Genomic DNA, 21903 nt, shown 5'->3' with positions numbered 1-21903 from the left:
TATCAAGTCCGTTTGAATACTTACACAATCGTTCGAGAAAAGGCAATCGGCAAGAGGCAATCGGCAAAAGTTTGAAGTCGCTTCAGAAGATGGCACCCAGGAAGCATAACTGTTTGAGCGGACATGATATCACAGATACACCCAAAATTATAAATTAAACTTTTGGATTTATATTTTTTAATTGAAATTTCAGATGATTGAGGCCCGGATTAAACGTGAAAATGATTCTCATTCTTGGACGAAACTCCGTCACTTGACAGCGATTTTGGGTTATGATAGACTGTAGTCTATAGGTTATATTACCCTTCGTGTCAGTAATGGCGGGTTGTGTGGGGCGATCGCTTCCCGGAAATTGCCTCAAAGCCCGATTGTACCGTTTCCAGTTTCTCCCAGGAAGGGGCGATCGGCCGCCGCCAGATTTTCCGCCCATTCACGAGAATTTTGATGAGCACATTTGCTGGGGTTGACAAAAGTATTGAAATATGCATTCAATCGCGTTGGCGAGTATACAGAGCGAATTCCTTTGAGTTATTTTCAACAACAATAAGGAACCGTTCCATCCGGCATGATCGTCCCCTGCAAGTTGGCACCTTCCCAATTAACTCGATTTAAAATTGCCCGACTCAGATTCGCGCCGTGCAGGTTCGCCCCCCGCAAATCAACCCCCTGCAAAATCGCCCGATTCAGGTTCGCACCCCGCAAGTTTGCCCCCCGGGCGTCAGTATTTTCAAAGCGCGATCGCCCCAAATTAACAAATCGCAAATCCGCACCCATCAGATTCGCCTCGATAAATTTCGTCCCGAACAAATAGGCACCATTTAAGTGGGAATCCATCAAATTAGTACAGTTAAAATCGGCCCGGAAGGCGATCGCATCCAGCAAAATCGCCTCGTTCAAATTAGCGTAATTCAGGTTAGTGTCGTTGAGGTTCGCCCCGGATAAATTCGCCCTGCTGAAATTCGCCCGCCGCAGCGTCGCAAAGCTCAAATTCACCCGTCGCGCGATCGCATCCCTCAACTGAGTTCCGATCAAATTGCCACGTTCCAAATCCGCTTCCGTCAAGTTGCAATCACACAAATTCGCCCCCAGCAAATTGGCAGTCTTCAAATTAGAACCCCGAAGGTTTGCCCCTCGCAGATCCGCCCCGCCGAGATCGGCATTTTGCAAATCGGCTTCCATCAACTCGGAACCCTGCAAATTCGCCCCGCCGAGATGAGCACAACGGAGGCGGGCACTGACTAAAATGGTTTGGGATAAATTAGCATTTTGGAGGTCGGCAAATTCCAAATTTGCCCCCGGCAAATCCAGGGTTCTGAGGTTAGCTTCGGCGAGTTGAGGTGCGATCGCGGGATTTTCTTCTCGCCACGACCGCCACTTTTCCACCCCCCGCTTCAACAGTGCCAGATGTTCGATATTCGTCAAATCCAACCTCCTCATTCGTTCTTCTGTTCCGCCAGAGGATCGCGGCCGGAGACGTTTGCGATCGCCTCCAAAGCGGCGGCGGAACCAGCCAAAATATCCTGTTCTTCTCCCCCCAGATACAACCGTCCGAAACTGCCCACTGCCTGCACTTGCAGGATATTAATTAACGCCGCTTTTTCCGCCTCGTTCGCCGCCAGGGCCGCGTAGGCTGCCGGTTGCACTTCCAAAACATATAAAGTCTGTTTCGCCAACAATAATTGTCCCCGCCGGTTGCGGTTGATCAGTTGAGCTTGGTGGGGGTCGATATTGCGGATAATTTGACTCGACACCACCCGAGGTTTGAGGCGATCGCTTTCTTTGACTCCCAAATAATCTAAAATAGCCCGACCCGCCGTCGTGGTATCCCCCTGGCGGCTGGAGTGAATTTCGAGTAACCCGTACAGCCGTTCCACAAACTGGACGCCGGGACGCACGATCGTGGACTTGAGGGCGACGTCGGTGATGCGATTAATTTCAATTCCGGGGGAAATTTCGATCCACAGGGAAGCGTCCCCCGGTAATGGCAAAAACCCCAACGCCACCGTCCCGATGTAGGCGGCGTGTTGGGGTTGCAGGTTGTCGAGATAGACGTAACTTCGCAGTTCTACACCCAAGGTTGACCCTCTCTCCGATTTCTTCCCTTGACACTTGGGATTCTGAGCGCAACTATTGTACCGTATCGGCGGGAACTGCGGGCATTTCTCGCTAATTGACAATTTTGGCGTCGGTGATCATTAACTCCTCGCGGGTTTTTCCGCAGGGTTCGTTGCTCTGGCAGTCGTTGACGGTTTCGACACCGTATTGGAGGGAAACGGTGCGGTTCAGGAGGCGATCGCTTTGGGCACAAATGTCAAAGGTGGCGCCGAGGTTGTGTTCTCGGTTCGCCTCGTCCCGGAGGGTGACGTAGCACATGATGTCCCCCTGGACGATTTCTGTAATCCGCCCCATCTGGGGTTTTTCCTCAGTTTGGGCGAGGTAGAATTCCAGATCTGCGGTGCGATCGCGGGTCATTTCCGTCAGACAGCCGGTGAACAGAAGGCCTTCCAAGGTGCCCCCCAGGGCTTCGGCGGCTTCAAACTTGCAGGAGGCATCCCGGAATTTGATCCAGGCCCGTTCAGCTTCGATCAGGCGCCGTTTTTCTTCGCCTTCGACGGTGGCGATCAGTTGTCGGTAGACTTGGTTGAGTTTGCGATCGGCGATTTTATAATCCCGTTCGAGGCAGGCTTTCATTTCGGCGGTGGTGCCGTTTTCGTCGCACTGAATTCCCTGTGCTAGTTGGCTGTCGGCGGGTTGGGAAACGGTGGCGGCGGGGGACACCAGAAAAGCTGCGAGAATGGCGGTGAAAATTTTATCAATCATGGGTGCTACTGAATTGGCGAACGTTGGTTTCAGATTACGGCTGCTGTTTCGGTGGGGGAGGATGGCAGGTGCCATTTTTTGGATTGTCTCAAACTCAGATGGCGATCGCGCCTTTTGAGTTCCCTGAGTTGATGCCCGAGTCGGGGACCATTTCCGCAACTGTCACGCGATCGATGTTATAACTAATTGTCAAATTGCTGACAATCGAGCCATTTCGGGTGTCGAGGTAAACATGAACGGAACTCAACTCCTGCCGCCAAAATTCTTCGCCATGATTTGGAGTGGCATTTTCCTGCTGATTCTGGGATGCGATCGCCCCCCCTTCGCCAAAGTCGAGCCCCTGGAACCCGACCGACTCGCCGCCCTCTCCAAACCCCCCAAACCCTACACCCGGGAGGCGACGTTGGTCGCCGTCGGCGATATCATGATGCACGGGTCGCAAATCAAATCCGGTTATAATTATAGCACAAAAACCTACAATTACGACGCATTTTTTACCGAAGTTAGGAATATCATCAAAACCGGAGATTGGGCGATCGGCAATTTAGAAACCACCCTCGCCGGCCCGGAAACCGGATACACCGGCTACCCCCTCTTCAACGCCCCCGATACCCTGGCGGATGCGATTAAAAATGCCGGATTCAATATTTTGACGACCGCCAACAACCACTCCCTCGATCGCGGCGAAAAGGGTGTTATAAAAACCTTGGAAAACGTCAAAAGCCGGGATTTGGTTCCCGTGGGAACAGCCGCTTCCCAGTCGGAGGCGGACAAAATAAAAGTTATCGAAAAAAACGAGATATCGATGGCACTTCTCGCCTACACCTACGGCACCAACGGCATCCCCATCCCCGCCGGAAAAGATTATTTGGTTTCGTTAATTGACGAAGCGGAAATCGTCAAAGATATCATCGAGGCGCGACAACTCGGCGTCGATGTCGTTACCGTCGCCCTGCACTTCGGAACCGAGTATCAGCGACAGCCCAACACCCAGCAAAAACAACTGGTCGGACAACTGGTAAAAGCCGGGGCGGATATCGTCCTGGGAAGCCATCCCCACGTCGTCCAACCCTACGAAATATTCGATTTGACGGGGGAAGGCGGACAACCCCGCCAAGCGGTGGCGATTTACTCGATGGGCAATTTCATCTCCAACCAGCGGGGAAATTACAAGGATTTGGGCGTTATTTTTAAAGTAAAAATCGCCAAAAATTTTCCCGAAGAAACGATAGAAATTGCCGCCGTCGAAGCCCTGCCCACCTGGGTACACCGCTACGGGTTGAACGGAAAACAGAATTTCCGCATTTTGCCGTTGGAAGCCGTGTTATCCGCGAAAAACGATCCCCTGTTAAAATCCGGCGACTATTCCCGACTCGCCCGAGATTTGGAACGGATGAACCGCCATCTCGAATCATTGACACCGGCTCAAAACACGGCGCAAGTGCGATAATAAAATATCGGATACTTCTCCGTGTCCTCTGTGCCTGGAGTGGTTAATTTTCCCGAAACTCTAATCTTCAAAACCATGCCGATCGCAACTTCCCCCAAATATACCTCCCCAGAATACATGGATCGCGTCCGGACGGCGATCGCCACTTTAAAACAAGACCTCCCCACCCTGTTCGAGAAAGATATCAGCTACGATATCTATACTTCTGACATTGTATTCGCCGATCCGGTGAACCAATTTAAGGGTAAATTCAATTACCGGATTATTTACTGGACGCTCAGATTTCACGGTCGCTTATTTTTCACCGACCTCCATTTCGACCTGCACCGCATCCGGCACGTCGCCACCGATGTAATTATGGCCTATTGGACCGTGCGGGGAACCCTCCGCCTCCCCTGGAAACCCCGCATTTACTTCGACGGTGCTTCCACCTACAAACTCGACGCAGACGGGCTCATCTACGACCACGAAGACAGCTGGGATCGATCGCCCGGAGAAATTTTGAAACAATTTTTCCAAAAAGGGTCCTGATATCCGCCCCGGAGGTTCGGTTTTAATCACTCGAAGGGAATGCGATCGGATCGCTATATTTAAGACAAGACGAAATCAGGAAGGAATCCGAAATATGACGAACCCTACCGAACGAACTCCCGAACTGTTTGAGAGCCACACTTCCGGCCCCAATAAACTGTGGCAATACGTCCGCTCCATGCCCCCCGAAACCGTCGCCCAACTGTCCCACCCCGACGCGGACGTCGCCCAATTGATGGAGCACAATCTCCTGCAAATGCTCGGCGGCTTGCCCTCCGAACAGTTTGATGTTACGATTACCACCAATCGCGAGAATCTCTCCCGGCTGCTGGCCTCGGCAATGATGAACGGTTATTTTCTATACAAAGCCAAACAGCGCATGGAGTTTGAGAAATCGGTTGCCAATCTCTAGGAAGAGGCGGAACAGCCCTCAACCGGACCGGCGATTGATTCAAAATCTCCTTTCCTGCGACTAGCATGGGAGGAGTTGTTTACTATTGACTAGAACGTGAGCCAACCCGATCTGACAGAAAAGAACAACAATTCGTCCGGGGAGTCGGTTCCGGTAGCTCCCGTCGAATTCAATTTGCCCCTCCAGAAACAGCAGGCACTCCAACAAGTTTTTGAACGCCGAGCCGGGGAGCGACAACTGGTCGTCATCCAAGATTTTCCCGACCCGGATGCCCTCTCCTCCGCCTGGGCCTACAAACTAATCGCCGCCCAATATCAGATCGAGTGCGATATCGTCTACGCGGGAACCCTCAGCCACCAAGAAAATATCGCCCTGGTCAAATTGACGAGTTTACCCGTGCAACGCTGGCCGATGGAGACGGCAAAAACGAAGGATTTATCCGTTTACTCCGGCTGCGTTTTTATCGACCACCAGGGTACGACCAGCCAACTCACCCCCCTATTGCAAAAAGCGGGAATTCCCGTCGTCGTCCTCATCGACCACCACAGTTTACAAAAAGATGTCAAACCGGAGTTTGTAGACATCCGCCCCGGACTGAAGGCGACGGCGACGCTGATGACGCAGTATTTACAAACCGGAGAGTTTTTGAAACTCGACAGCAATGACAGCATCCACGTTAAATGTGCCACCGCCCTGATGCACGGGTTGCGATCGGACACCAACCAACTGCGGCAGGCCACCAAAGAAGAATTCATGGCCGCCGCCTACCTGAGCAGTTTTTACGATGCGGCGTTGTTGGATTCGGTGTTGCGATCGTCCCGGTCGAAGCGGGTGATGGACGTGATCGAGCGGGCTCTGTCCAACCGCCGCATCCAGGACAACGTTTCCATTTCCGGCGTCGGCTATCTGCGGGCCTCCGATCGCGATGCCATCCCCCAGGCCGCCGACTTTTTGCTCACCGAAGAGAACGTGCACACCGCCGTTGTCTACGGCATCGTCCACGACGATTTCAACGAGGTGGAATTGGCGATCGGATCGCTGCGGACCAACAAGATCACCCTCGACCCGGACGAGTTTATCAAAGAGGCCTTCGGCACCGACGTCACCGGAAAATTTTTCGGTGGCGGCCGCAGTCAGGCGGGGGGGTTTGAAATTCCGCTGGGTTTTCTTTCCGGCTTCAACGAAAACAAAGAATACGCCGATCTGAAATGGAAGGTCTTCGATACCCAAGTCAAACAAAAATTGCTGCGTCTGGTCAACCCAGACTCATGAAATAACAATTAATAATTAATAATTAACAATTAATAATTGTTGTCTGAATTGGATCGCAGTTGGGCTTTCATCGCCTCGATTTCGGCATCGATTTCCGCCCGGGTTTCTGCGGCGTTTGTGTGCCAATCCTCCTCGGTCAGACCCGTCAGGGCTTGCGATCGCGCCTCCAATTCCGCCACCCGATCCTCGATCGCATCCAGAGCCTCCCCGGAGGTGAGATTTTCCAACACCCGATTCAGGCGTTCCGAAGACCGAGCCGATCGCGATCGGGCGATGTAGAGATCCGCTTTCATCTCGGCATCCCCCGTTTTCGCTTCGAGCAGACGCATTTTAGCCCTCAGATGCGCCACAATTTGCCCCTGTTGCTCGAACTGGCGCGCCATCATCGCCGCCGTGTCCAGATAGGACTTCCGCCGCAGCAGGGCATCCCGGGCCAGGGATTCCCGGCCCTTCTGCAAGGCCAACTGCGCCCGCCCGTACCACTCCCGGGCCGTCTGTTCCGCCTCGGTGCGCTCCCGCTCGATTTGTTTTTGGGTCGCGATCGCCCCAGCCACGGCTTGCCGCAGGTGGATCAGGTCCGACCGCATCTCCCGCACCGCCCGCTCCAACAACTGTTCCGGCGTTTCCCGCCGCTCCAGCAGGCGGTTGACGTTGGTGCGGACGATCTGCCAAATCCGATTCGGGAGTCCCATCATTCCTTCGGCCTGTCGTACTGGACGGAAATGCCCTGGACCCGCAGTTCCTCGGCCAGACGTTCGGCCGACGCCGCGTCGCCGAGGGCCCCGAATTGAATTTTCACCCCCGTTTCAAATTCCCGGACGTAGGCGTCGGGAACCACCTCCCGGGCCGCTTCCAGGCCCCGCTCGTCCTGGTAGTCGGCGACCACGTAGTAAAATCCATCTTCCGCCCGAACCGGTTCGCCACTGGGTCGGGCCGCGCTCCCCCCGCCCGGGGTGGGGGTGGGAGTGGGAGTCGCGGGGGCCGGAGCCGGAGCCGGAGCCGGAGCCGGGGGCGCCGGTTCCGGCAATAATTCCTCGGACAGGTTGTTGAGTCCAGGCCCGGTGGGAATGGGGCTCGGCGTCGTTTGGGCCGGGGGCGCCGTGCCGGCGTCGGCCGGGGTGGGGGCGGGCGTCGGGGGAGCGGCCGGCGGGTCAGGATCGGGGTCGATGTTGCTGAGGGTGTTGAGGTCCAACTCGACAAATTCTTGGGTGGCGAGGTTGGGGGAGGTGGGTTCCACGTCCGCCGCCTCGACGGGTTCGGCTTCGGGGGTCTCCCGTTTGAAGATGCGGTCCAACCCCAAAACTCTCATTCCGGCCGGGGAGGTGACGACGTAGCCGAGGACCGCGCAGGAGAGGAACAGCAGCAGCATCGACAGCAGGCCCACCGGCGTCAACAGTCGGCCGGCCAAAGTGCGATCGCGCCGTTGTCGCCGGTACTCCCGGCGTCTTTCGATGCTGTCGATCAGTTGTTCGGTGGATTCGAGGTAGCCGTCGGGCGCCGGTTCCGCCACCGTGGCGGTATCGTGGGAACCGTTGCCGTTGGAGGTCGCCCCGTTTTGGGCGCGGGGGACGATGGGGGCCGCTTCCGGCAGCACCACCGATTCCCAGCCGGGGGGCCGGGGGGCCTCGGGTTTGGGGGGGTCGGTTCCCGGTGACATCCCGATCGCCTCGGGTGTCGGTTTGGAAGTCCCGGAGCCGGAGATCGGCGATCGCTCCCCGGGTTTTTGGGACCCGCGCCGGTATCGCCGGTATCGGGTCAGCTCCTGTTCCAGTTTCACGTCGAGACTGCCCAAAATAGATTGCAGGGCCGGTTTCAATTCGGGTGGGGGAGAGGTCGAGTTATTGCTGGACAATTGACTCATGGCAGATCAACAAAATCAGGTGGATGTTAAATGACGTTTGAATCGATCGATCGGATTCTCGGTGCGTTCGCCAACCGGATCCGCACCCCGGAACAGCGACAGTTGCAGGCGGTTTTGACCCGCTGGCCGGAAGTGGTGGGAAAATCGGCGATCGCCCACACCCGCCCGGTTTCGATTCACCGGAATATATTGTACGTCGCCACTTCCAGCGCCGCATGGACTCAGGATCTCACCTTCCGGCGCACGGCGATCATGCGGAACTTGAATCGGTGCCTCCCCGATCCCCTGCATGATATCAAGTTTTCCACAGCCCGGTGGCCCGGTCAATCTCCACCCACCGCCACCGCCGCAGGTGCGGATGTCCCCCATCCCAGCGCCGTCCCCGACGGCCCCCCGCCGGATTTGAGCGGTTCCCCCCGCCCGGAAACGGCGATCGCAGCCTTTGAACTCTGGGCCGAAAAAGTCAGGGCGCGATCGCGAAACTGGCCTTCGTGTCCCCGCTGCCACTGCCCCACCCCTCCCGGCGAACTCGAACGCTGGTCAATTTGCCGAATTTGTATGGCTCGGGAGCGGTGAGACGGTATTAGGGAGTCGGGAGTCGGTATTAGGGAGTCGGGAAAAATCGATAATCGTCAATTGTCCATTGTCAATTGTCAATTCTGTCCCCCACCCCTCACCCCCTCCGCAATCCTTGCGCCACCCGAGTTACTAACTTTTCGGGATGCAATTGTGGCGGAAGTGATGAATGTTTTTAAATCCGTCGCGAATGAATTTGGCTTGATCCCCAACCAGTTGTTCTCCCTTCGTGCTTGATCCCCGATACTTTACATTTATTTATAAAATTGGGTGATTTTGTGTCTATATATAAAGAAATTCTAAAAGAATTCTAAATTCCCGGCGACCTTCAAAATCGATTCCACCTCAGATCCCATCAGCGTTTACGCATTCTAGACGGGGATCGCACGATAGCGCACAATTATAGATATAACCTCCGCCGTCCAGCCAGGGAGAACGCCATGAAAACAACTCCTATTTTAACCTCCGCCTGCCGCTGCTGTCAGCATTACACTCCCGAAGGACGGCGGGGCGGCATCTGTGACCAACTCCACGTTCCGGTCAAAGGCAGTTGGAAGGCTTGCCCCCTGGCGATCCCCGCCTTCGCCCCCTCTTGGGAGCGGGTCGAGACGCTCATGCAGTTGAAACAAGCCACGCCTACCGTGCGGGAAGTCATGCTCGGCGACTCTCTCCCCAGCTTAACCCCGACTCACCCGGAAATGATAGCCCCGGCCACCCCATCCTCCGATCGCGTCGCCGTCTGAATCTTCGGGCACAAGAGCGATCGGGACTCCTGGATCTCCCCGACTCCCTAATACCGACTCCCGACTCCCTCATCCATCACGGAAGCCAGGGATACTGTCGGAAATCGGGCTTCCGCTTTTCGAGAAACGCCTGCTTTCCCTCCGATCCTTCCTGAGTCATGTAATAGAGTAAAGTCGCGTTGCCGGCGAGTTCCTGCAAACCCGCCTGGCCGTCGCAGTCGGCATTGAACGCCGCTTTCAAACAGCGAATGGCGATCGGACTTTTTTCCAAAATTTCCCGGGCCCACTCAACCCCCTCCGCTTCCAGTTGTTCCACCGGGACGACGCAGTTGACCAAACCCATCTCCAAAGCCTCTTTGGCACTATATTGCCGGCAGAGATACCAGATCTCCCGCGCCTTTTTCTGGCCGACCACCCGGGCCATGTAACTGGCGCCGAAGCCACCGTCGAAACTCCCCACCTTCGGGCCGGTCTGGCCGAAAATCGCGTTGTCCGCCGCCAACGTCAAATCGCAAATCAGGTGCAGGACGTGGCCCCCGCCGATCGCGTACCCCGCCACCAAAGCGATCACCACTTTCGGCATCGACCGGATCAACCGCTGCAAGTCCAGCACGTTCAGCCGGGGAACCCCCGCATCGTCAATATAACCCGCCTCCCCCCGCACGCTCTGATCGCCGCCGGAACAAAAGGCATATTTGCCGTCGGTGTGGGGTCCGGCACCGGTGAACAGGACAACGCCGATCGCCCGATCCTCCCGCACATCCGCAAACGCATCGTAAAGTTCAAACACCGTCTTCGGACGGAAGGCGTTCCGCTTGTGGGGCCGGTTGATCGTAATTTTCGCGATTCCGTCCGCCTTCTGGTAAAGAATATCTTCGTAGGTTTTGGCCGTGTGCCATTCGATGGACATTAGTTCTCGGATCGAGCGATCGGTGATCTGGGCAAGTGAGTATTGTATCTCAATTGGGGAATGGGGAGTAGGGAATGGGGAATGGGGAATGGGGAATGGGGAATGGGGGGATAGAGACTTCCTCCGCCTCCTGTTCCCCTGTGCCCTTGTGTTCCCAAGCCTCTCATCAGATTTGCCAGTTCTCAAAACCCGTCAGTTCTCGGTTTCCGGGGATGACCTCGCCGATGCGGTAGGCGGGGATATTGTCATTGGCGAATCGAGCGATCGCACCTTCAGCCTGACTCGGCGGGACGAACAGCACGAATCCGACCCCCAGGTTGAACGTCTCCAGCATGGCGGTCGCGTTCACGTCTCCCCGGCGGGCCAGGTAGGTGAAAATCGGCGGGACGGGCCAACTGTCGGGAATGATCCGGACCGACGCCGTTTCCGGGAGACAGCGGGGCAGGTTTTCCGGCAGTCCCCCGCCGGTGATGTGGGCCATGCCCCGGATGTCCAGACCCTCGCGGAGGGCCTTGAGAATCGGTTTGACGTAGAGGCGGGTTGGGGTCAAACAGACTTCCCCCAGGGTTTGTCCCCCCAATTCTTCGGGGCGATCGCTCCAATTCATCTGGCGATCGGCGATAATTTTTCTGACCAAGCTGAATCCGTTGCTGTGCAAACCGCTGCTGGCCAGGGCGATCGCCACATTTCCTTCCTCAATTTGGGTTCCGTCCAGCAGCCGATCTTTCTCCACAATCCCCACGCAAAATCCCGCGACATCGTATTCCCCCGGCGGATAAAATCCCGGCATTTCCGCCGTTTCTCCCCCCAAAAGCGCACATCCAGCCTCTTCGCAGCCTTCGGCAATTCCCGTCACCACTTCGGTTAACTGTTCCGGCGAGAGTTTTCCCGTCGCCAGATAATCCAAAAAGAACAGCGGTTCGGCCCCGCAGGTGAGCACGTCGTTGACGCACATCGCCACCAAATCGATTCCCACGGTATCGTGGCGGTTGAGAAGATTGGCGAGTTTCAACTTCGTCCCCACGCCGTCCGTCCCCGAGACGAGGACGGGTTTTCGGTAGCCGGACGGCAGTTCAAAGCATCCCCCGAAACCCCCCAAACCGCCCAGCACTTCCGGGCGGTAGGTCCCCTGGACGCGATCGCGGATTCGATTCACAAAATCCCGGCCCGCCACCACATCGACGCCTGCTTCTCGATAATCCATCTCTTCCTCTAACTCGAATTTATTCAATCATATTGTCGGTCGAAATCGGGCAACCCTATAAGGTTGCCCCCACTCAATTGCCCCACACCCCGATTCACCGATATAGCAGTAAGCTCTCAGCTTTGGGCGATCGGCTCGTGTCAAATTCCCATCTATCAGGGTTTTGGGAGTTCGGTTCTGTCCGAACCGACTCTCGTAGTGCTATAAGAAAATTTGATAACACCCGAATTGGCCCGAACGAGAATGACCGCAAGTCTTTAGAAATGGGTATTTTGGCCCACACCGAACTGTCCAGTTTGCGAAATTGTCGCGCCACCCGACCCCAGGAGCCGATCCCCAAACCAAAAGTTCGTGCTACTCTGTTGCAGTTCCTTCAACAAATGTGAACACGGAACGAGTACGAATTACTGAGAGGGTCGAAACGTCTCTCCGGCAATCTGTGGCTCAATTCCAATTTTCAGAAGTTGCGTTTAGTAATGGACTTATGAAGTACAAACTTTGGAGTGGTCTGTCAACCATCCTCGTGCTCTCCGCTTTGAGCCTCAACTCATCGGGTCATGCAGAACAAAGGATGGCGGACCTCGGAGAACCGCTAAACACGGCTGTCAATGCGGATGAAGAGTCGATCGCACGGTCGGAAAACGGCGAGACGGCCGACGCTGAGATCGCCGGAGCATCGGAAGGCAGCGACGTGGTGAAAGTGGGAGAGCATCAGTCGGCGAATTCCCAAGATGCCATCGATGCGATCGCCAAAATTACCGCCCACCAACTCGACCAAAAACAAGCCGCAACCCTCTACGTCCGCGACATTCCGGTTCTGACGTTTCTACAAAAAGACCTGGCGTCCGCGACGCCCGAGCGACGCTACAACACGGTTTCCGTGAATGAGAATTCAGCCTTAAAAGTAGCCACCCCGACCCCCGAACCCGACCCATCCGATCCCGTCGTCCGGGCCAGCGCCGTCGCCGCCCAAATCAATCAACTCAGCCGCAACAACGTCGATGCCGACACGATTCGAGTCCGTTGGGATGCCGAGCGAGAAGCCTACGTCATCGAAGTGGGTGAAGAAAAATTGGTGGCGATCGATTCCGATACCATTCTCCCCGACACCACCCGCAACCCGGCCGAAGATGCCCTGCAGGCCACCAACCGACTGCGTCGGCAGATCGGCAACGCCAAACCCCTCAACGCCATCGAAGGGAAACCCCAGCCGGAAATTCTCCAAACCGCGACCCGCGCCATCTCCGATCGCGTCCAGGGTTGGGCGTCCTGGTACGGTCCCGGCTTCCACGGCAACCTCACCGCCAACGGCGAACGCTACAACCAATACGCGATGACCGCCGCCCACCGCCACCTTCCCTTCGGCACCGAAGTCCGCGTCACCAACATGGACAACGGCCGCTCGGTGGTGGTGCGGATCAACGACCGGGGCCCGTTTATCGGCGGTCGGATTATCGACCTGTCGGCCGGCGCCGCGGAGGTTTTGGGCATGATCAGCAGCGGCGTCGCCCCCGTCCAAGTCGAAATTTTGGCTCCCGCACGGTAGGGGAATAATTAATAATTATTAGTTATTCCTGCGCCCGAATTCATTCCTGTCCGATAAAATTGGTGGGAACTTAATTGCCTGCCACGACTGCCATGCGCCTGTTTACGACCGTCGCAGCACTGCGCTGTTATCTGGATTCATGCCGAGATCGGCAAGTGGGGTTGGTTCCCACGATGGGAGGCTTGCATCCGGGCCATTTGAGCCTGATCCGCCGGGCCCGGAACGGGTGCGAAGTGGTGGTGGTGAGCATTTTTGTCAATCCCCTGCAATTCGGACCCCGGGAAGATTTCAGCAAATATCCCCGGACGTTGGAAGCGGACGCGCAACTGTGTCGGGAAAATGGGGTGGATGCGGTTTTCGCCCCTTCCGTCGAGGAAATGTACGGTTCCCCCGATCGCAACAGTTCCCAAACCGCCGTCATCGCGCCGCCGGAACTGACCTCGGGACTCTGCGGCGCGTCCCGTCCCGGACACTTTCAAGGGGTGACGACGGTGGTGGCCAAACTCTTCAATTTGGTGCGGCCCGATCGCGCCTATTTCGGACAGAAAGATGCCCAACAACTGGCGGTGATTCGGCGGATAGCCGCGGATCTCAACTGGCCGATCGCGATCGTCGGCTGTCCCATCGTCCGGGAAGATTCGGGGTTGGCCTACAGTTCCCGAAATCAGTATTTGACGCCGGAGGAAAAACAACAAGCCACGGTTTTGCACCGTTCCTTGCAGGCGGCGGCCGATCGCTTTCGGGTGGGGGCGCGATCACTCGACGAAATATTGGAAGCCGCGAAGGAGATCTTGGCAACCGAGCCGGCGGTGCAGGTGGAATACCTGGAACTCGTCGATCCCGACACCTTGGAACCCCTGGAAATCGTAACGGAAACGGGGCTGTTGGCGATCGCAGCCCGGGTGGGAAATACCCGCCTGATCGACAATACCCTGCTGCGGACTCGCAAACCCATTTTGGCGATCGACGGGCCGGCGGGGGCGGGAAAATCCACGGTGACGCGGCGCATCGCTGAGGCCCTCAATTTAATGTATCTGGATACCGGCGCCATGTACCGGGCCGTGACCTGGAAAGTGCTGCAGTCCGAGATCCCCCTCGACGACGAACCCGCGATCGCGGAATTGGTCAGTCGCTCCCATTTGGAACTGATCCCCGACGGCGGACAACTGCGGGTTTTGGTGGACGGGGAGGACGTCAGCTCGGCGATCCGCACCCAGGAGGTGAGTAACAATGTCTCCGCGATCGCCTCACTCTCGGCCGTCCGCAAAGCCCTGGTCAAACAACAACAGGCCTTCGGTCGCCGGGGGGGATTGGTGGCCGAAGGGCGGGACATCGGTACCCACGTTTTTCCCGACGCGGAACTGAAGATATTTCTCACCGCCTCCGTCAAAGCGCGATCGCAACGGCGCCATTTGGAACTGCAACAAAAGGGCCATTCGGATATCGATTTGGAACAGATCGAGCAGGAAATCGCCCGTCGCGACGAGATCGACAGCACCCGCTCCATCGCCCCCCTGCGGAAAGCCGTCGATGCGATCGAGGTCGAAACCGACGATTTGAGTATCGATGAAGTGACGCGCACAATTGTTGAGTTGTACGCCAAAAATCGGGAACTCGGGGCACTCCAACTTTAAATTTTTGATTCACGTTCCAACCCAAACCGATTTGTTTTATTATGCTCCTATAATATTTTGCAAACTCGGCAATCCACTGCCTCAGTCCCTTCAATTCGGGTTAGACTGTTTGAGAGTTGGGATCGAGAGCGGACGGACGTTCGCTCCCAGTTTCGCTTGCGGATTGATATTGGTGTGAAGGAGAAATGACGTGGTACAACCGTACAATCAGGGATTAGCTTGGCAACAGCGAGTCTCGACTTTTGCCCTGTTAGCCGCTTTCAGCAGCTTTACCCTCGGCGTGATGTTGCCTTGGAATCTGAGAACTCAACGTCGAGCCGAAGCTCCCCCCCTCAGCCAACCGGTTCGGGAAATCCCCGCCCCAGTCGCCCCGAGTCCCTCACAGACAGCCCAACCGGACGCTCCATCCGACGCCGCCCCGGAAGAAGGGACCCCCGCCACCCCCGTCCCAACCGAGTCGTCCCCACCCGCAAACAGTCTCGGCATTCCCCCCATCAAAAGTGCGATCGCCCAACGGACCGAAGGCGTCCGAGTTTCCTTCCAAAATTTAGAAGACCGACGCTTCAACTTTGCGGTGCCCGAACGCTTCCGGGGCAAAACAATTAAAGAAGTGAGTTTGCCGCCGGATCGAAAAATTATCGCCCTCACATTTGATGACGGTCCTTGGCCGAAGACGACGGAACAAATTTTAGATATCCTCAAAGAAAATAACATCAAAGCGACATTTTTCTGGGTCGGGGCAGCCCTCACCAACCACCGGGACATCGCCAAGCGGGTCGCCGACGAAGGTCATGCCCTGGCCAACCACACCTGGAACCACCGCTATCATAAAGTCAGTCAAGCAGAAGCGGCCCGGGAGATCGATCGCACCGCCGATTTGATGGAGGAACTCACGGGAACCCAAACCTTTTATTTCCGGCCTCCGGGAGGGGTGATGGATAACGGTTTGGTAGACTACGTTTACAGCCAGAATTACGCCAATATTATGTGGTCCGTGGACTCCCAGGATTGGAGATCTTCGGCCGATGCGATCGCCAAAAATGTCATCAGCACCGCCAAATCCGGCGGCATCGTCCTCATGCACGACGGCGGCGGAAATCGCGTCCCGACGGTGAAAGCATTGCCGGGAATTATCAAAGAACTCAAACAGCAGGGCTACGAGTTCGTCACCCTCCCCAAATTGCTGCAAATGGCCGACGATCACATGACCCACCAAGAAATTGCCGAACAGGAAAAAGAAGCCCTGGAAATGTCGGGAAGTAGCGAGTCTGGAGGGGTCGCACAACCCTCGGAATAGGGAGTGGGGAAGCAAGAGAAGTGAGGAGCGAAAAGTGAGAAATTCTCACTTCTTGAATTGACCTTTGCCCTTCCCCTTTCCCCCGCCCTATTGGTCGGGAATCGCGCCGGTTTTATAGCGCTGCGCGCGGTCTTCGGCAGTCGGTATTAGGGCATCGAGAACTGAAACAAGGGGAGCTCGCCCCTTGTTAAAACCCCATTTCAACTGTTACCACGCGATCATCGCTCGTTGCTATATAATCGTACAATCTTCCCAATCATCTTTAGATGATTTTCGCTGTTAGCTTGGGAATTGATTCCCAAGCGGTTTGGATATATAGCAGTGATCGCTCGTCTGTTTACAGTTTTGGAAAGGGGGAAAAACCTCGGAATCCTGATGAAAAGGGGATTTCCCTTCCCTACACCCGTTGCCCTGAGCGCAGTCGAAGGGAGTCGAAGGGAGTCGAAGGGCTACACCCTACACCCCAGCGCTATAGCAGTGTGAAATCATTCGTAAAAAATTTGTGGCTAACAGCCCCCCAGAATTGGGGGGTTGGGGGGCTATAGCTTTTTCAAACGATTAAAGAATTGCTATCATATCAATCGTCGGGAAATTGCCAACAGGAAATCCGTTCGACGTTGTGGCTGCCGCAGCTTGAGCAGGGCGCATCCCAAGCCGAAGTCACCCACTCCGCCTCGCAGTCGCGACAGTGACAGAAAATATTATTGCGATCGGCGACTTTGATTTTAGATCGCCACGTTTCCAACAAATCGCGGTTATTTTCCGAACGGCGATCGCCCATTTCTAACCCTCCCAATTGAAAGCAATGAAAAGTGAAAAGTGAAAAGTGACCGATTCTCCATTTCCGGCTGGCGGTGCCGCACCTATTCGCATCCCAAAACCGAGATGGTATAACTCTGGCCGAGCGCGTCCAACCCGCCGACATTCAAATTGATTTGAAAAGGTCCATCATTCTCCCTTGGAAGGCCGGTAATTTCTCGGGATTCTCCCGGCGTGAGCGATACGTTATCGTCAAAGATGCGATCGGCCGTACCGTCCGAATATTTCAAAAACATTTTCACCTTGAAATTGGCATCTTCAGTGGATTCCGATTGAATGGTGGCGACGTATTGATTAAATCTCATCCCCCCCGGGACGGCAAAATCCGTGTCCCAATTTCCCCGGAAACCGACGGGAACTTTGGGAATGGTGCCGGCGTTGGGCGGAGATACCCGTTTGGTGACGGAGGTTCCTTCTCCCGCCACGACGGCGAGGGGAGTACAAGTTTGGGCGGCGACGGGAGTCACGGCCGTCAACACAAACGCCAAAGTTCCGATTAAGGGACGCATCAAAATTTCATCTCCTCACAAAATTGATAACTGTCATCTATTGTAGCGATCGCCGCATCTAATGCGAACATTTTTTCGATTCTTGTGATACAACAAAATAAAGATCGCGAGACATCCGGCGCGATCGCCCGCCGGCGTAAAAATAGGACTCCGATGATGACGGATCGATTCGACTTCTTCCAAAATTGGTATCCGGTTTCCCCCCTCGAAGATCTCGATCCGGGCAAACCGACACCCGTCACCCTGTTGGGAATGAATATCGTCCTTTGGAAACCCCCCGCTTCCCCCCAATATCGGGCATTTCTCGACCAATGTCCCCACCGCCTCGCCCCCCTGAGCGAAGGACGCATCGACGAAACCAGCGGCAACCTGATGTGCAGCTATCACGGTTGGGAATTCGATGCCGAGGGCACCTGCACCCGCATCCCCCAGGCCGAAAACCCGGAATTGGTGGACAAAAATCGCCAAAATTTCTGCGTCAGTGCCTTTCCCACCCGGGAAGCCCAGGAAATGCTGTGGATTTGGGCCGATCGCACCTCCCCAGAACTCGCGGAACGGACTCCCCTCCCCCTTTCGGACGCCATCGATCTCGATACCGACACAGATTCGGTTTGGAAAAGCATGGTTCGGGATCTCGACTACGACTGGCAAACCCTGATCGAAAATGTCGCCGACCCCAGCCACGTTCCCTTCGCCCACCACGGCCTCCAGGGCGATCGCAAAATGGGTTCTCCCCTGCCTGTAAAAGTGGTGGAATCTACTCCCAAACGCATCGAAGCGACAATCGATCGCGGTTTGAACACGAAAATCGTTTTTGAGCCGCCCTGTCGCTTGGAATATTGCTTTTCTGCCGGCGATAAGCGTTGGGGAATTCTGACGTACTGCCTCCCCATTTCCCCGGGAAAATCTCGGATCGTGGCATTTTTCCCCCGGAATTTTGCCAAAACTTTCCATCGCCTAACCCCCCGATGGTGGGATCACATCGCACTCCGAAATTTGGTTCTGGAAGGGGACATGATTTTGCTTCACCAGCAGGAACGCTACTTGCAACAGAAGCGACAGTCGGACAGTTGGAAAAATATCTACAAAATGCCCACTTCCGCCGATCGCCTGGCGATCGAGTTCCGCCGCTGGTTCGATCTCTACTCTCAGGGTAAATTGCCCTGGGAAGACGTGGGAATTTTTCCCCCTCCCGTTTTGCCCACCAATGGCGATCGCCGCCAAGTTCTCGATCGCTATTCCCAACACACCCAACATTGCAGCAGTTGCCGGAATGCCCTCAAACAAATCAAACGCTTGCAGGTGGTTTTGTTGGTCTATTTCACCCTGGCTATCTCAACCGCGGCGGTGATGCCGGACGGGGTGCGATCGCGCTTGGGTTTGCCGTTGGTGGCGATCGCACTTTTGGGACTCGGCGCCTGGACTGGGCTCAAGTTTTGGTTGGAACCGAGGTTCTATTTTGTCGATTACGTGCACTCCGAGAAGAATTGACATACTCCCCCGTTCAGCTAACACTCTAACGGGGGATTCTCAAGACCTCGCGGATTCTTGATTTCTGCTTCATTGACTCATCAACTCCAGGCGGAAGTCTCCGCAGACGTTTCCGGTTTCCCAGCCGTTTCCCAATGCCCTTGGGTACTGTTATTTGACCCTATTGATTTTTATTTTCAAAAAAAAATTAAGAAATGTTAAAAATTTCGACTTTTTTTCGGAGGGGGGTTGCTTTTGGGGTTGACTTCCGGTATTATTTTAGATAATGGGAGTGGTGACAGAAATATTATTTTGGCAACCACTCCCATTATGGAGGTTAATGTCAATAGTTTACCGGAAATCGCCGCCCCCTGTCAACCCCTTTTCGGCCATTTCGAGCTCAATTTTTTCAAAAATTTTAGCCGGACAGAAAAACTAAAGATCGGGTGGGGGGAGTGGGGAAAAATTGACAATTGACCCTTAATTTTTCAACTCTCAAATCCTGCACGGGCGCTTCCGCGTTGCGCCCCTCCCCACCCCCGGTTTAAACCGGGATGCCGGGGGTTTCTTTCCCTTCAGTTTTCCCATCCAAATTCGGCGGCAATTCCGCCCGAACCGGCGACAATTGAACCGCGCAGGCTTTCAACTCCGGCTGTTTGGAATCCGGGCAAGATTCGGGGTGGGTGAGGGCGTTAGCTTCCGCGCGATCGGCCCACAGCGCCCCCCAGTGCATGGGAACGAAGACCGTCCCCGGCGCGATCGCCTTCGTAATTTTTGCCGGAAAGAAAGCCGCACCACGGCGCGATCGCACTTCCACCCAATTCCCCTCCTCAATCCCCAACTTTTTCGCATCCTTGGGATGAATTTCGATAAACGGTTCCGGGTGCATTTTGCGGATCTTCTCGATATGGCCCGTGCGGGTTTGGGTGTGCCAGTGGCCGTAGAGTCTCCCCGTAGTCAAAACCAAGGGATAGTCGGGATCGGGGGGTTCGGCCAGTCCCCGGGCGTGGCAGGCGGCGAACCGGGCGCGACCGTCGGGGGTATTGAACCGAAAATCGGTATATAACCGTTTAGGGGTGCGGTTCACCTCAATTTCCGACTCGGGACAGGGCCATTGGATCGGCCCCTGGGTTTTGAGGCGATCGTGACTCAACCCCGACAAATCGCAGGGGCGATCGCGAGTTAACCGCCCGAATTCCCGGTAAACTTCAGCAGAATCGGCGAAATCGAACTGTTTTTCAAATCCCAGCCGCCGCCCGACTTCCGCAAAAATCTCCCAGTCCGCCTTCGCCTCCCCCGGCGGGTTGCGGAACGCCGGACACAGCGTCACCACCCGTTCCGAATTGGTCATCGTCCCAGTTTTTTCGCCCCACTGAGCCGCAGGTAATAAAATATGGGCATATTCCGCCGTTTCCGTGGGATAGTAGGCATCTTGATAGACAGTGAAAGGCGATCGCATCAAAGCAGCCTTCGTCCGTTCCAGATCCGGCATACTCACCGCCGGATTCGTCGCCGCCACCCACAGCAACCCCACCTCGCCGCGTTCCAAACCGGTAATCATCTCCCAGGCATTCAAACCGACTTGAGAAGAAATCCGGCCCGGTTCCAATCCCCAAAATACCTCGATTTCCGCCCGATGTTGGGGATTTTTCACCACCCGATAACCAGGGAGGATGTGGGCGAGTCCCCCCGCTTCCCGGCCCCCCATCGCGTTAGGTTGGCCGGTGAGAGAAAAGGGTCCAGCCCCCGGTTTGCCGATATTTCCAGTCATCAGATGGAGGTTAATTAAGGTTCTGACTTTTGCCGTCCCCTCGGAAGACTGATTCAACCCCATCGACCACAGGGACAGAACCCGCTTCGACTCAGCCCACCACTTCGCCGCCTTTTCCAAGTCGTCAAGGCGGATGCCACAGGTTCTCGCCACCAACTCCGGCGGATAGGATCGGATCACCTCCGTATAGTCGGAAAATCCCCGCGTACATTCATCAATAAATAAAGGATCGATCGCGCCCCACCGCATCAACAAACTGGCGATTCCGTTGAGAAGTTCGATATCCGTTCCCGGACGAATTGCCAGGTGCAAATCCGCCGCCTCAGCGGTTTGCGTCCGGCGAGGATCCACAACGATCATTTTGACATTGCGATTTTTCTTGTGATAAACCCGCAAACGATTGAAAGCGATCGGGTGACATTCGGCGGTATTCGTCCCGATCAAAAACGCACAGTCCGTCTGTTCCAAATCGTCATAGCAACAGGGCGGCCCATCCGACCCAAAACTTTGGATGTAACCAGAGACAGCCGAAGACATACAAAGGCGGGAATTGGCATCGAAATTATTCGTTCCCAAACCCCCTTTCAACAACTTTTGAGCAACGTAATAATCCTCCGTTTGAAACTGTCCGGAACCGTACATACAAATTCCGTCAGAACCCATCGTCTCGCGAACCGTTCGGATGCGGTTAACAATGCGATCATAAGCCTCCTCCCAGGAAACGCGGCGGAACGGTTCATCGAGAGTATCCCGAATCATCGGATACATGAGGCGACTTTTGTCGATCGCCTCCGCAACCGTCGCCCCCTTCACACAAACCTTCCCCAAACTCGACGGGTGGGCGCGATCGCCCCTCACCTGCCAAATCGGATTCCCCTCGCGATCGCGGTGAGTCGCCTTCCCAGGTTGGGCGGGTGGCAACACTTCCAACCCACAGCCGACACCGCAATACGGACACAAAGTTTTCGTCAATTCACTCATCAAACAATCGCAAAAATCTACGGACAAAAACGAACATCAATCGACCAAAAACCATCTGCGAAAATCTGCGAAATCTGCGGATAAAATCAACCATCAA

The 21903-nt window shown here is 55.4% G+C and carries 20 protein-coding genes; 10 read left to right on the top strand and 10 right to left on the bottom strand.

Annotated elements, in window-relative coordinates:
- Positions 1 to 534 precede the first annotated feature (534 nt).
- From LKE08_RS21070 to LKE08_RS21060, 3 genes are all read right to left on the bottom strand, one after another.
- On the bottom strand, positions 535 to 1422 hold the full coding sequence (locus LKE08_RS21070) for a pentapeptide repeat-containing protein (RefSeq protein ID WP_324706223.1): 888 nt from the start codon (positions 1420 to 1422) through the stop codon (positions 535 to 537).
- Between the two features lie 11 nt (positions 1423 to 1433).
- The gene (locus tag LKE08_RS21065) at positions 1434 to 2075 is read right to left on the bottom strand and encodes a hypothetical protein (RefSeq protein ID WP_324706222.1); all 642 of its coding nucleotides are present in this window, start codon (positions 2073 to 2075) and stop codon (positions 1434 to 1436) included.
- Between the two features lie 91 nt (positions 2076 to 2166).
- Entirely contained in the window at positions 2167 to 2820 is a 654-nt protein-coding gene (locus LKE08_RS21060; protein ID WP_324706221.1) for a lysozyme inhibitor LprI family protein, read from the bottom strand.
- Between the two features lie 232 nt (positions 2821 to 3052).
- Here LKE08_RS21060 and LKE08_RS21055 point away from each other — a divergent pair, with 232 nt between their 5' ends.
- The 4 genes from LKE08_RS21055 to LKE08_RS21040 all read left to right on the top strand — a co-directional run bounded on the left by LKE08_RS21055 (position 3053) and on the right by LKE08_RS21040 (position 6485).
- A complete protein-coding gene (locus tag LKE08_RS21055; RefSeq protein WP_324706220.1) occupies positions 3053 to 4270 on the top strand; it encodes a CapA family protein in 1218 nt (405 codons plus the stop codon).
- Between the two features lie 75 nt (positions 4271 to 4345).
- Positions 4346 to 4801 (top strand): DUF2358 domain-containing protein, encoded by a 456-nt coding sequence (locus LKE08_RS21050; protein ID WP_324706219.1) that lies wholly within the window; start codon positions 4346 to 4348, stop codon positions 4799 to 4801.
- Between the two features lie 94 nt (positions 4802 to 4895).
- Positions 4896 to 5213 (top strand): DUF760 domain-containing protein, encoded by a 318-nt coding sequence (locus LKE08_RS21045; protein ID WP_324706218.1) that lies wholly within the window; start codon positions 4896 to 4898, stop codon positions 5211 to 5213.
- Between the two features lie 96 nt (positions 5214 to 5309).
- On the top strand, positions 5310 to 6485 hold the full coding sequence (locus LKE08_RS21040) for a bifunctional oligoribonuclease/PAP phosphatase NrnA (RefSeq protein WP_324706217.1): 1176 nt from the start codon (positions 5310 to 5312) through the stop codon (positions 6483 to 6485).
- Positions 6486 to 6514: 29 nt separating this feature from the next.
- Here the strand turns inward: LKE08_RS21040 and LKE08_RS21035 are convergent, their stop codons facing one another.
- Positions 6515 to 7180, bottom strand: coding sequence for a PspA/IM30 family protein (locus LKE08_RS21035; RefSeq protein ID WP_324706216.1), 666 nt, complete (start codon positions 7178 to 7180; stop codon positions 6515 to 6517).
- Positions 7177 to 8346, bottom strand: coding sequence for a hypothetical protein (locus tag LKE08_RS21030; RefSeq protein ID WP_324706215.1), 1170 nt, complete (start codon positions 8344 to 8346; stop codon positions 7177 to 7179). The genes LKE08_RS21035 and LKE08_RS21030 overlap by 4 nt, the downstream gene beginning before the upstream one ends.
- Positions 8347 to 8376: 30 nt before the next feature.
- On the opposite strand from LKE08_RS21030, the gene LKE08_RS21025 reads away from it, so the two are divergent.
- Complete coding sequence (locus tag LKE08_RS21025; protein WP_324706214.1) at positions 8377 to 8922, top strand: DUF721 domain-containing protein; 546 nt, start codon at positions 8377 to 8379, stop codon at positions 8920 to 8922.
- Positions 8923 to 9362: 440 nt separating this feature from the next.
- Positions 9363 to 9665 (top strand): hypothetical protein, encoded by a 303-nt coding sequence (locus tag LKE08_RS21020; RefSeq protein ID WP_324706213.1) that lies wholly within the window; start codon positions 9363 to 9365, stop codon positions 9663 to 9665.
- Between the two features lie 76 nt (positions 9666 to 9741).
- On the opposite strand, the gene menB is transcribed toward LKE08_RS21020, so the two are convergent.
- On the bottom strand, positions 9742 to 10575 hold the full coding sequence (gene menB, locus LKE08_RS21015) for a 1,4-dihydroxy-2-naphthoyl-CoA synthase (protein WP_324706212.1): 834 nt from the start codon (positions 10573 to 10575) through the stop codon (positions 9742 to 9744).
- 166 nt (positions 10576 to 10741) lie between these two features.
- Positions 10742 to 11779, bottom strand: a complete 1038-nt coding sequence (purM, locus tag LKE08_RS21010) for a phosphoribosylformylglycinamidine cyclo-ligase (RefSeq protein WP_324706211.1) — start codon at positions 11777 to 11779, stop codon at positions 10742 to 10744.
- Positions 11780 to 12263: 484 nt separating this feature from the next.
- Between purM and LKE08_RS21005 the strand changes: the two genes are divergently transcribed.
- From LKE08_RS21005 to LKE08_RS20995, 3 genes are all read left to right on the top strand, one after another.
- Positions 12264 to 13325 (top strand): septal ring lytic transglycosylase RlpA family protein, encoded by a 1062-nt coding sequence (locus LKE08_RS21005; protein ID WP_324706210.1) that lies wholly within the window; start codon positions 12264 to 12266, stop codon positions 13323 to 13325.
- 92 nt (positions 13326 to 13417) lie between these two features.
- Positions 13418 to 14959 (top strand): bifunctional pantoate--beta-alanine ligase/(d)CMP kinase, encoded by a 1542-nt coding sequence (locus tag LKE08_RS21000; RefSeq protein WP_324706224.1) that lies wholly within the window; start codon positions 13418 to 13420, stop codon positions 14957 to 14959.
- A gap of 190 nt (positions 14960 to 15149) precedes the next feature.
- Positions 15150 to 16256, top strand: a complete 1107-nt coding sequence (locus LKE08_RS20995; RefSeq protein ID WP_324706209.1) for a polysaccharide deacetylase family protein — start codon at positions 15150 to 15152, stop codon at positions 16254 to 16256.
- A gap of 577 nt (positions 16257 to 16833) precedes the next feature.
- On the opposite strand, the gene LKE08_RS20990 is transcribed toward LKE08_RS20995, so the two are convergent.
- Both LKE08_RS20990 and LKE08_RS20985 read right to left on the bottom strand, forming a co-directional pair.
- On the bottom strand, positions 16834 to 17037 hold the full coding sequence (locus LKE08_RS20990) for a hypothetical protein (RefSeq protein WP_324706208.1): 204 nt from the start codon (positions 17035 to 17037) through the stop codon (positions 16834 to 16836).
- An 82-nt stretch (positions 17038 to 17119) separates the two neighbouring features.
- The gene (locus tag LKE08_RS20985) at positions 17120 to 17587 is read right to left on the bottom strand and encodes a hypothetical protein (RefSeq protein WP_324706207.1); all 468 of its coding nucleotides are present in this window, start codon (positions 17585 to 17587) and stop codon (positions 17120 to 17122) included.
- A gap of 81 nt (positions 17588 to 17668) precedes the next feature.
- Here LKE08_RS20985 and LKE08_RS20980 point away from each other — a divergent pair, with 81 nt between their 5' ends.
- Positions 17669 to 19075, top strand: a complete 1407-nt coding sequence (locus tag LKE08_RS20980) for a Rieske 2Fe-2S domain-containing protein (protein ID WP_324706206.1) — start codon at positions 17669 to 17671, stop codon at positions 19073 to 19075.
- A 523-nt stretch (positions 19076 to 19598) separates the two neighbouring features.
- Here the strand turns inward: LKE08_RS20980 and LKE08_RS20975 are convergent.
- Positions 19599 to 21806 (bottom strand): nitrate reductase, encoded by a 2208-nt coding sequence (locus tag LKE08_RS20975; RefSeq protein ID WP_324706205.1) that lies wholly within the window; start codon positions 21804 to 21806, stop codon positions 19599 to 19601.
- Positions 21807 to 21903: the final 97 nt, after the last annotated feature.

It is taken from the genome of Lyngbya sp. CCY1209 (genome assembly GCF_035615495.1).
Taxonomy (GTDB): domain Bacteria; phylum Cyanobacteriota; class Cyanobacteriia; order Cyanobacteriales; family Microcoleaceae; genus Limnospira.
The sequence above is the reverse complement of the archived record's forward strand: the minus strand, read 5'-3'. Positions and strand labels throughout refer to the sequence as shown.

What these genes read in the sequence shown, in the direction of transcription:
- LKE08_RS21060 (WP_324706221.1), bottom strand. Translation starts at nt 2,820, where the DNA reads ATGATTGATAAAATTTTCACCGCCATTCTCGCAGCTTTTCTGGTGTCC.
- LKE08_RS21055 (WP_324706220.1), top strand. Translation starts at nt 3,053, where the DNA reads ATGAACGGAACTCAACTCCTGCCGCCAAAATTCTTCGCCATGATTTGG.
- LKE08_RS21050 (WP_324706219.1), top strand. Translation starts at nt 4,346, where the DNA reads ATGCCGATCGCAACTTCCCCCAAATATACCTCCCCAGAATACATGGAT.
- LKE08_RS21045 (WP_324706218.1), top strand. Translation starts at nt 4,896, where the DNA reads ATGACGAACCCTACCGAACGAACTCCCGAACTGTTTGAGAGCCACACT.
- LKE08_RS21035 (WP_324706216.1), bottom strand. Translation starts at nt 7,180, where the DNA reads ATGATGGGACTCCCGAATCGGATTTGGCAGATCGTCCGCACCAACGTC.
- LKE08_RS21030 (WP_324706215.1), bottom strand. Translation starts at nt 8,346, where the DNA reads ATGAGTCAATTGTCCAGCAATAACTCGACCTCTCCCCCACCCGAATTG.
- LKE08_RS21025 (WP_324706214.1), top strand. Translation starts at nt 8,377, where the DNA reads ATGACGTTTGAATCGATCGATCGGATTCTCGGTGCGTTCGCCAACCGG.
- LKE08_RS21020 (WP_324706213.1), top strand. Translation starts at nt 9,363, where the DNA reads ATGAAAACAACTCCTATTTTAACCTCCGCCTGCCGCTGCTGTCAGCAT.
- menB (WP_324706212.1), bottom strand. Translation starts at nt 10,575, where the DNA reads ATGTCCATCGAATGGCACACGGCCAAAACCTACGAAGATATTCTTTAC.
- purM (WP_324706211.1), bottom strand. Translation starts at nt 11,779, where the DNA reads ATGGATTATCGAGAAGCAGGCGTCGATGTGGTGGCGGGCCGGGATTTT.
- LKE08_RS21005 (WP_324706210.1), top strand. Translation starts at nt 12,264, where the DNA reads ATGAAGTACAAACTTTGGAGTGGTCTGTCAACCATCCTCGTGCTCTCC.
- LKE08_RS21000 (WP_324706224.1), top strand. Translation starts at nt 13,418, where the DNA reads ATGCGCCTGTTTACGACCGTCGCAGCACTGCGCTGTTATCTGGATTCA.
- LKE08_RS20990 (WP_324706208.1), bottom strand. Translation starts at nt 17,037, where the DNA reads ATGGGCGATCGCCGTTCGGAAAATAACCGCGATTTGTTGGAAACGTGG.
- LKE08_RS20975 (WP_324706205.1), bottom strand. Translation starts at nt 21,806, where the DNA reads ATGAGTGAATTGACGAAAACTTTGTGTCCGTATTGCGGTGTCGGCTGT.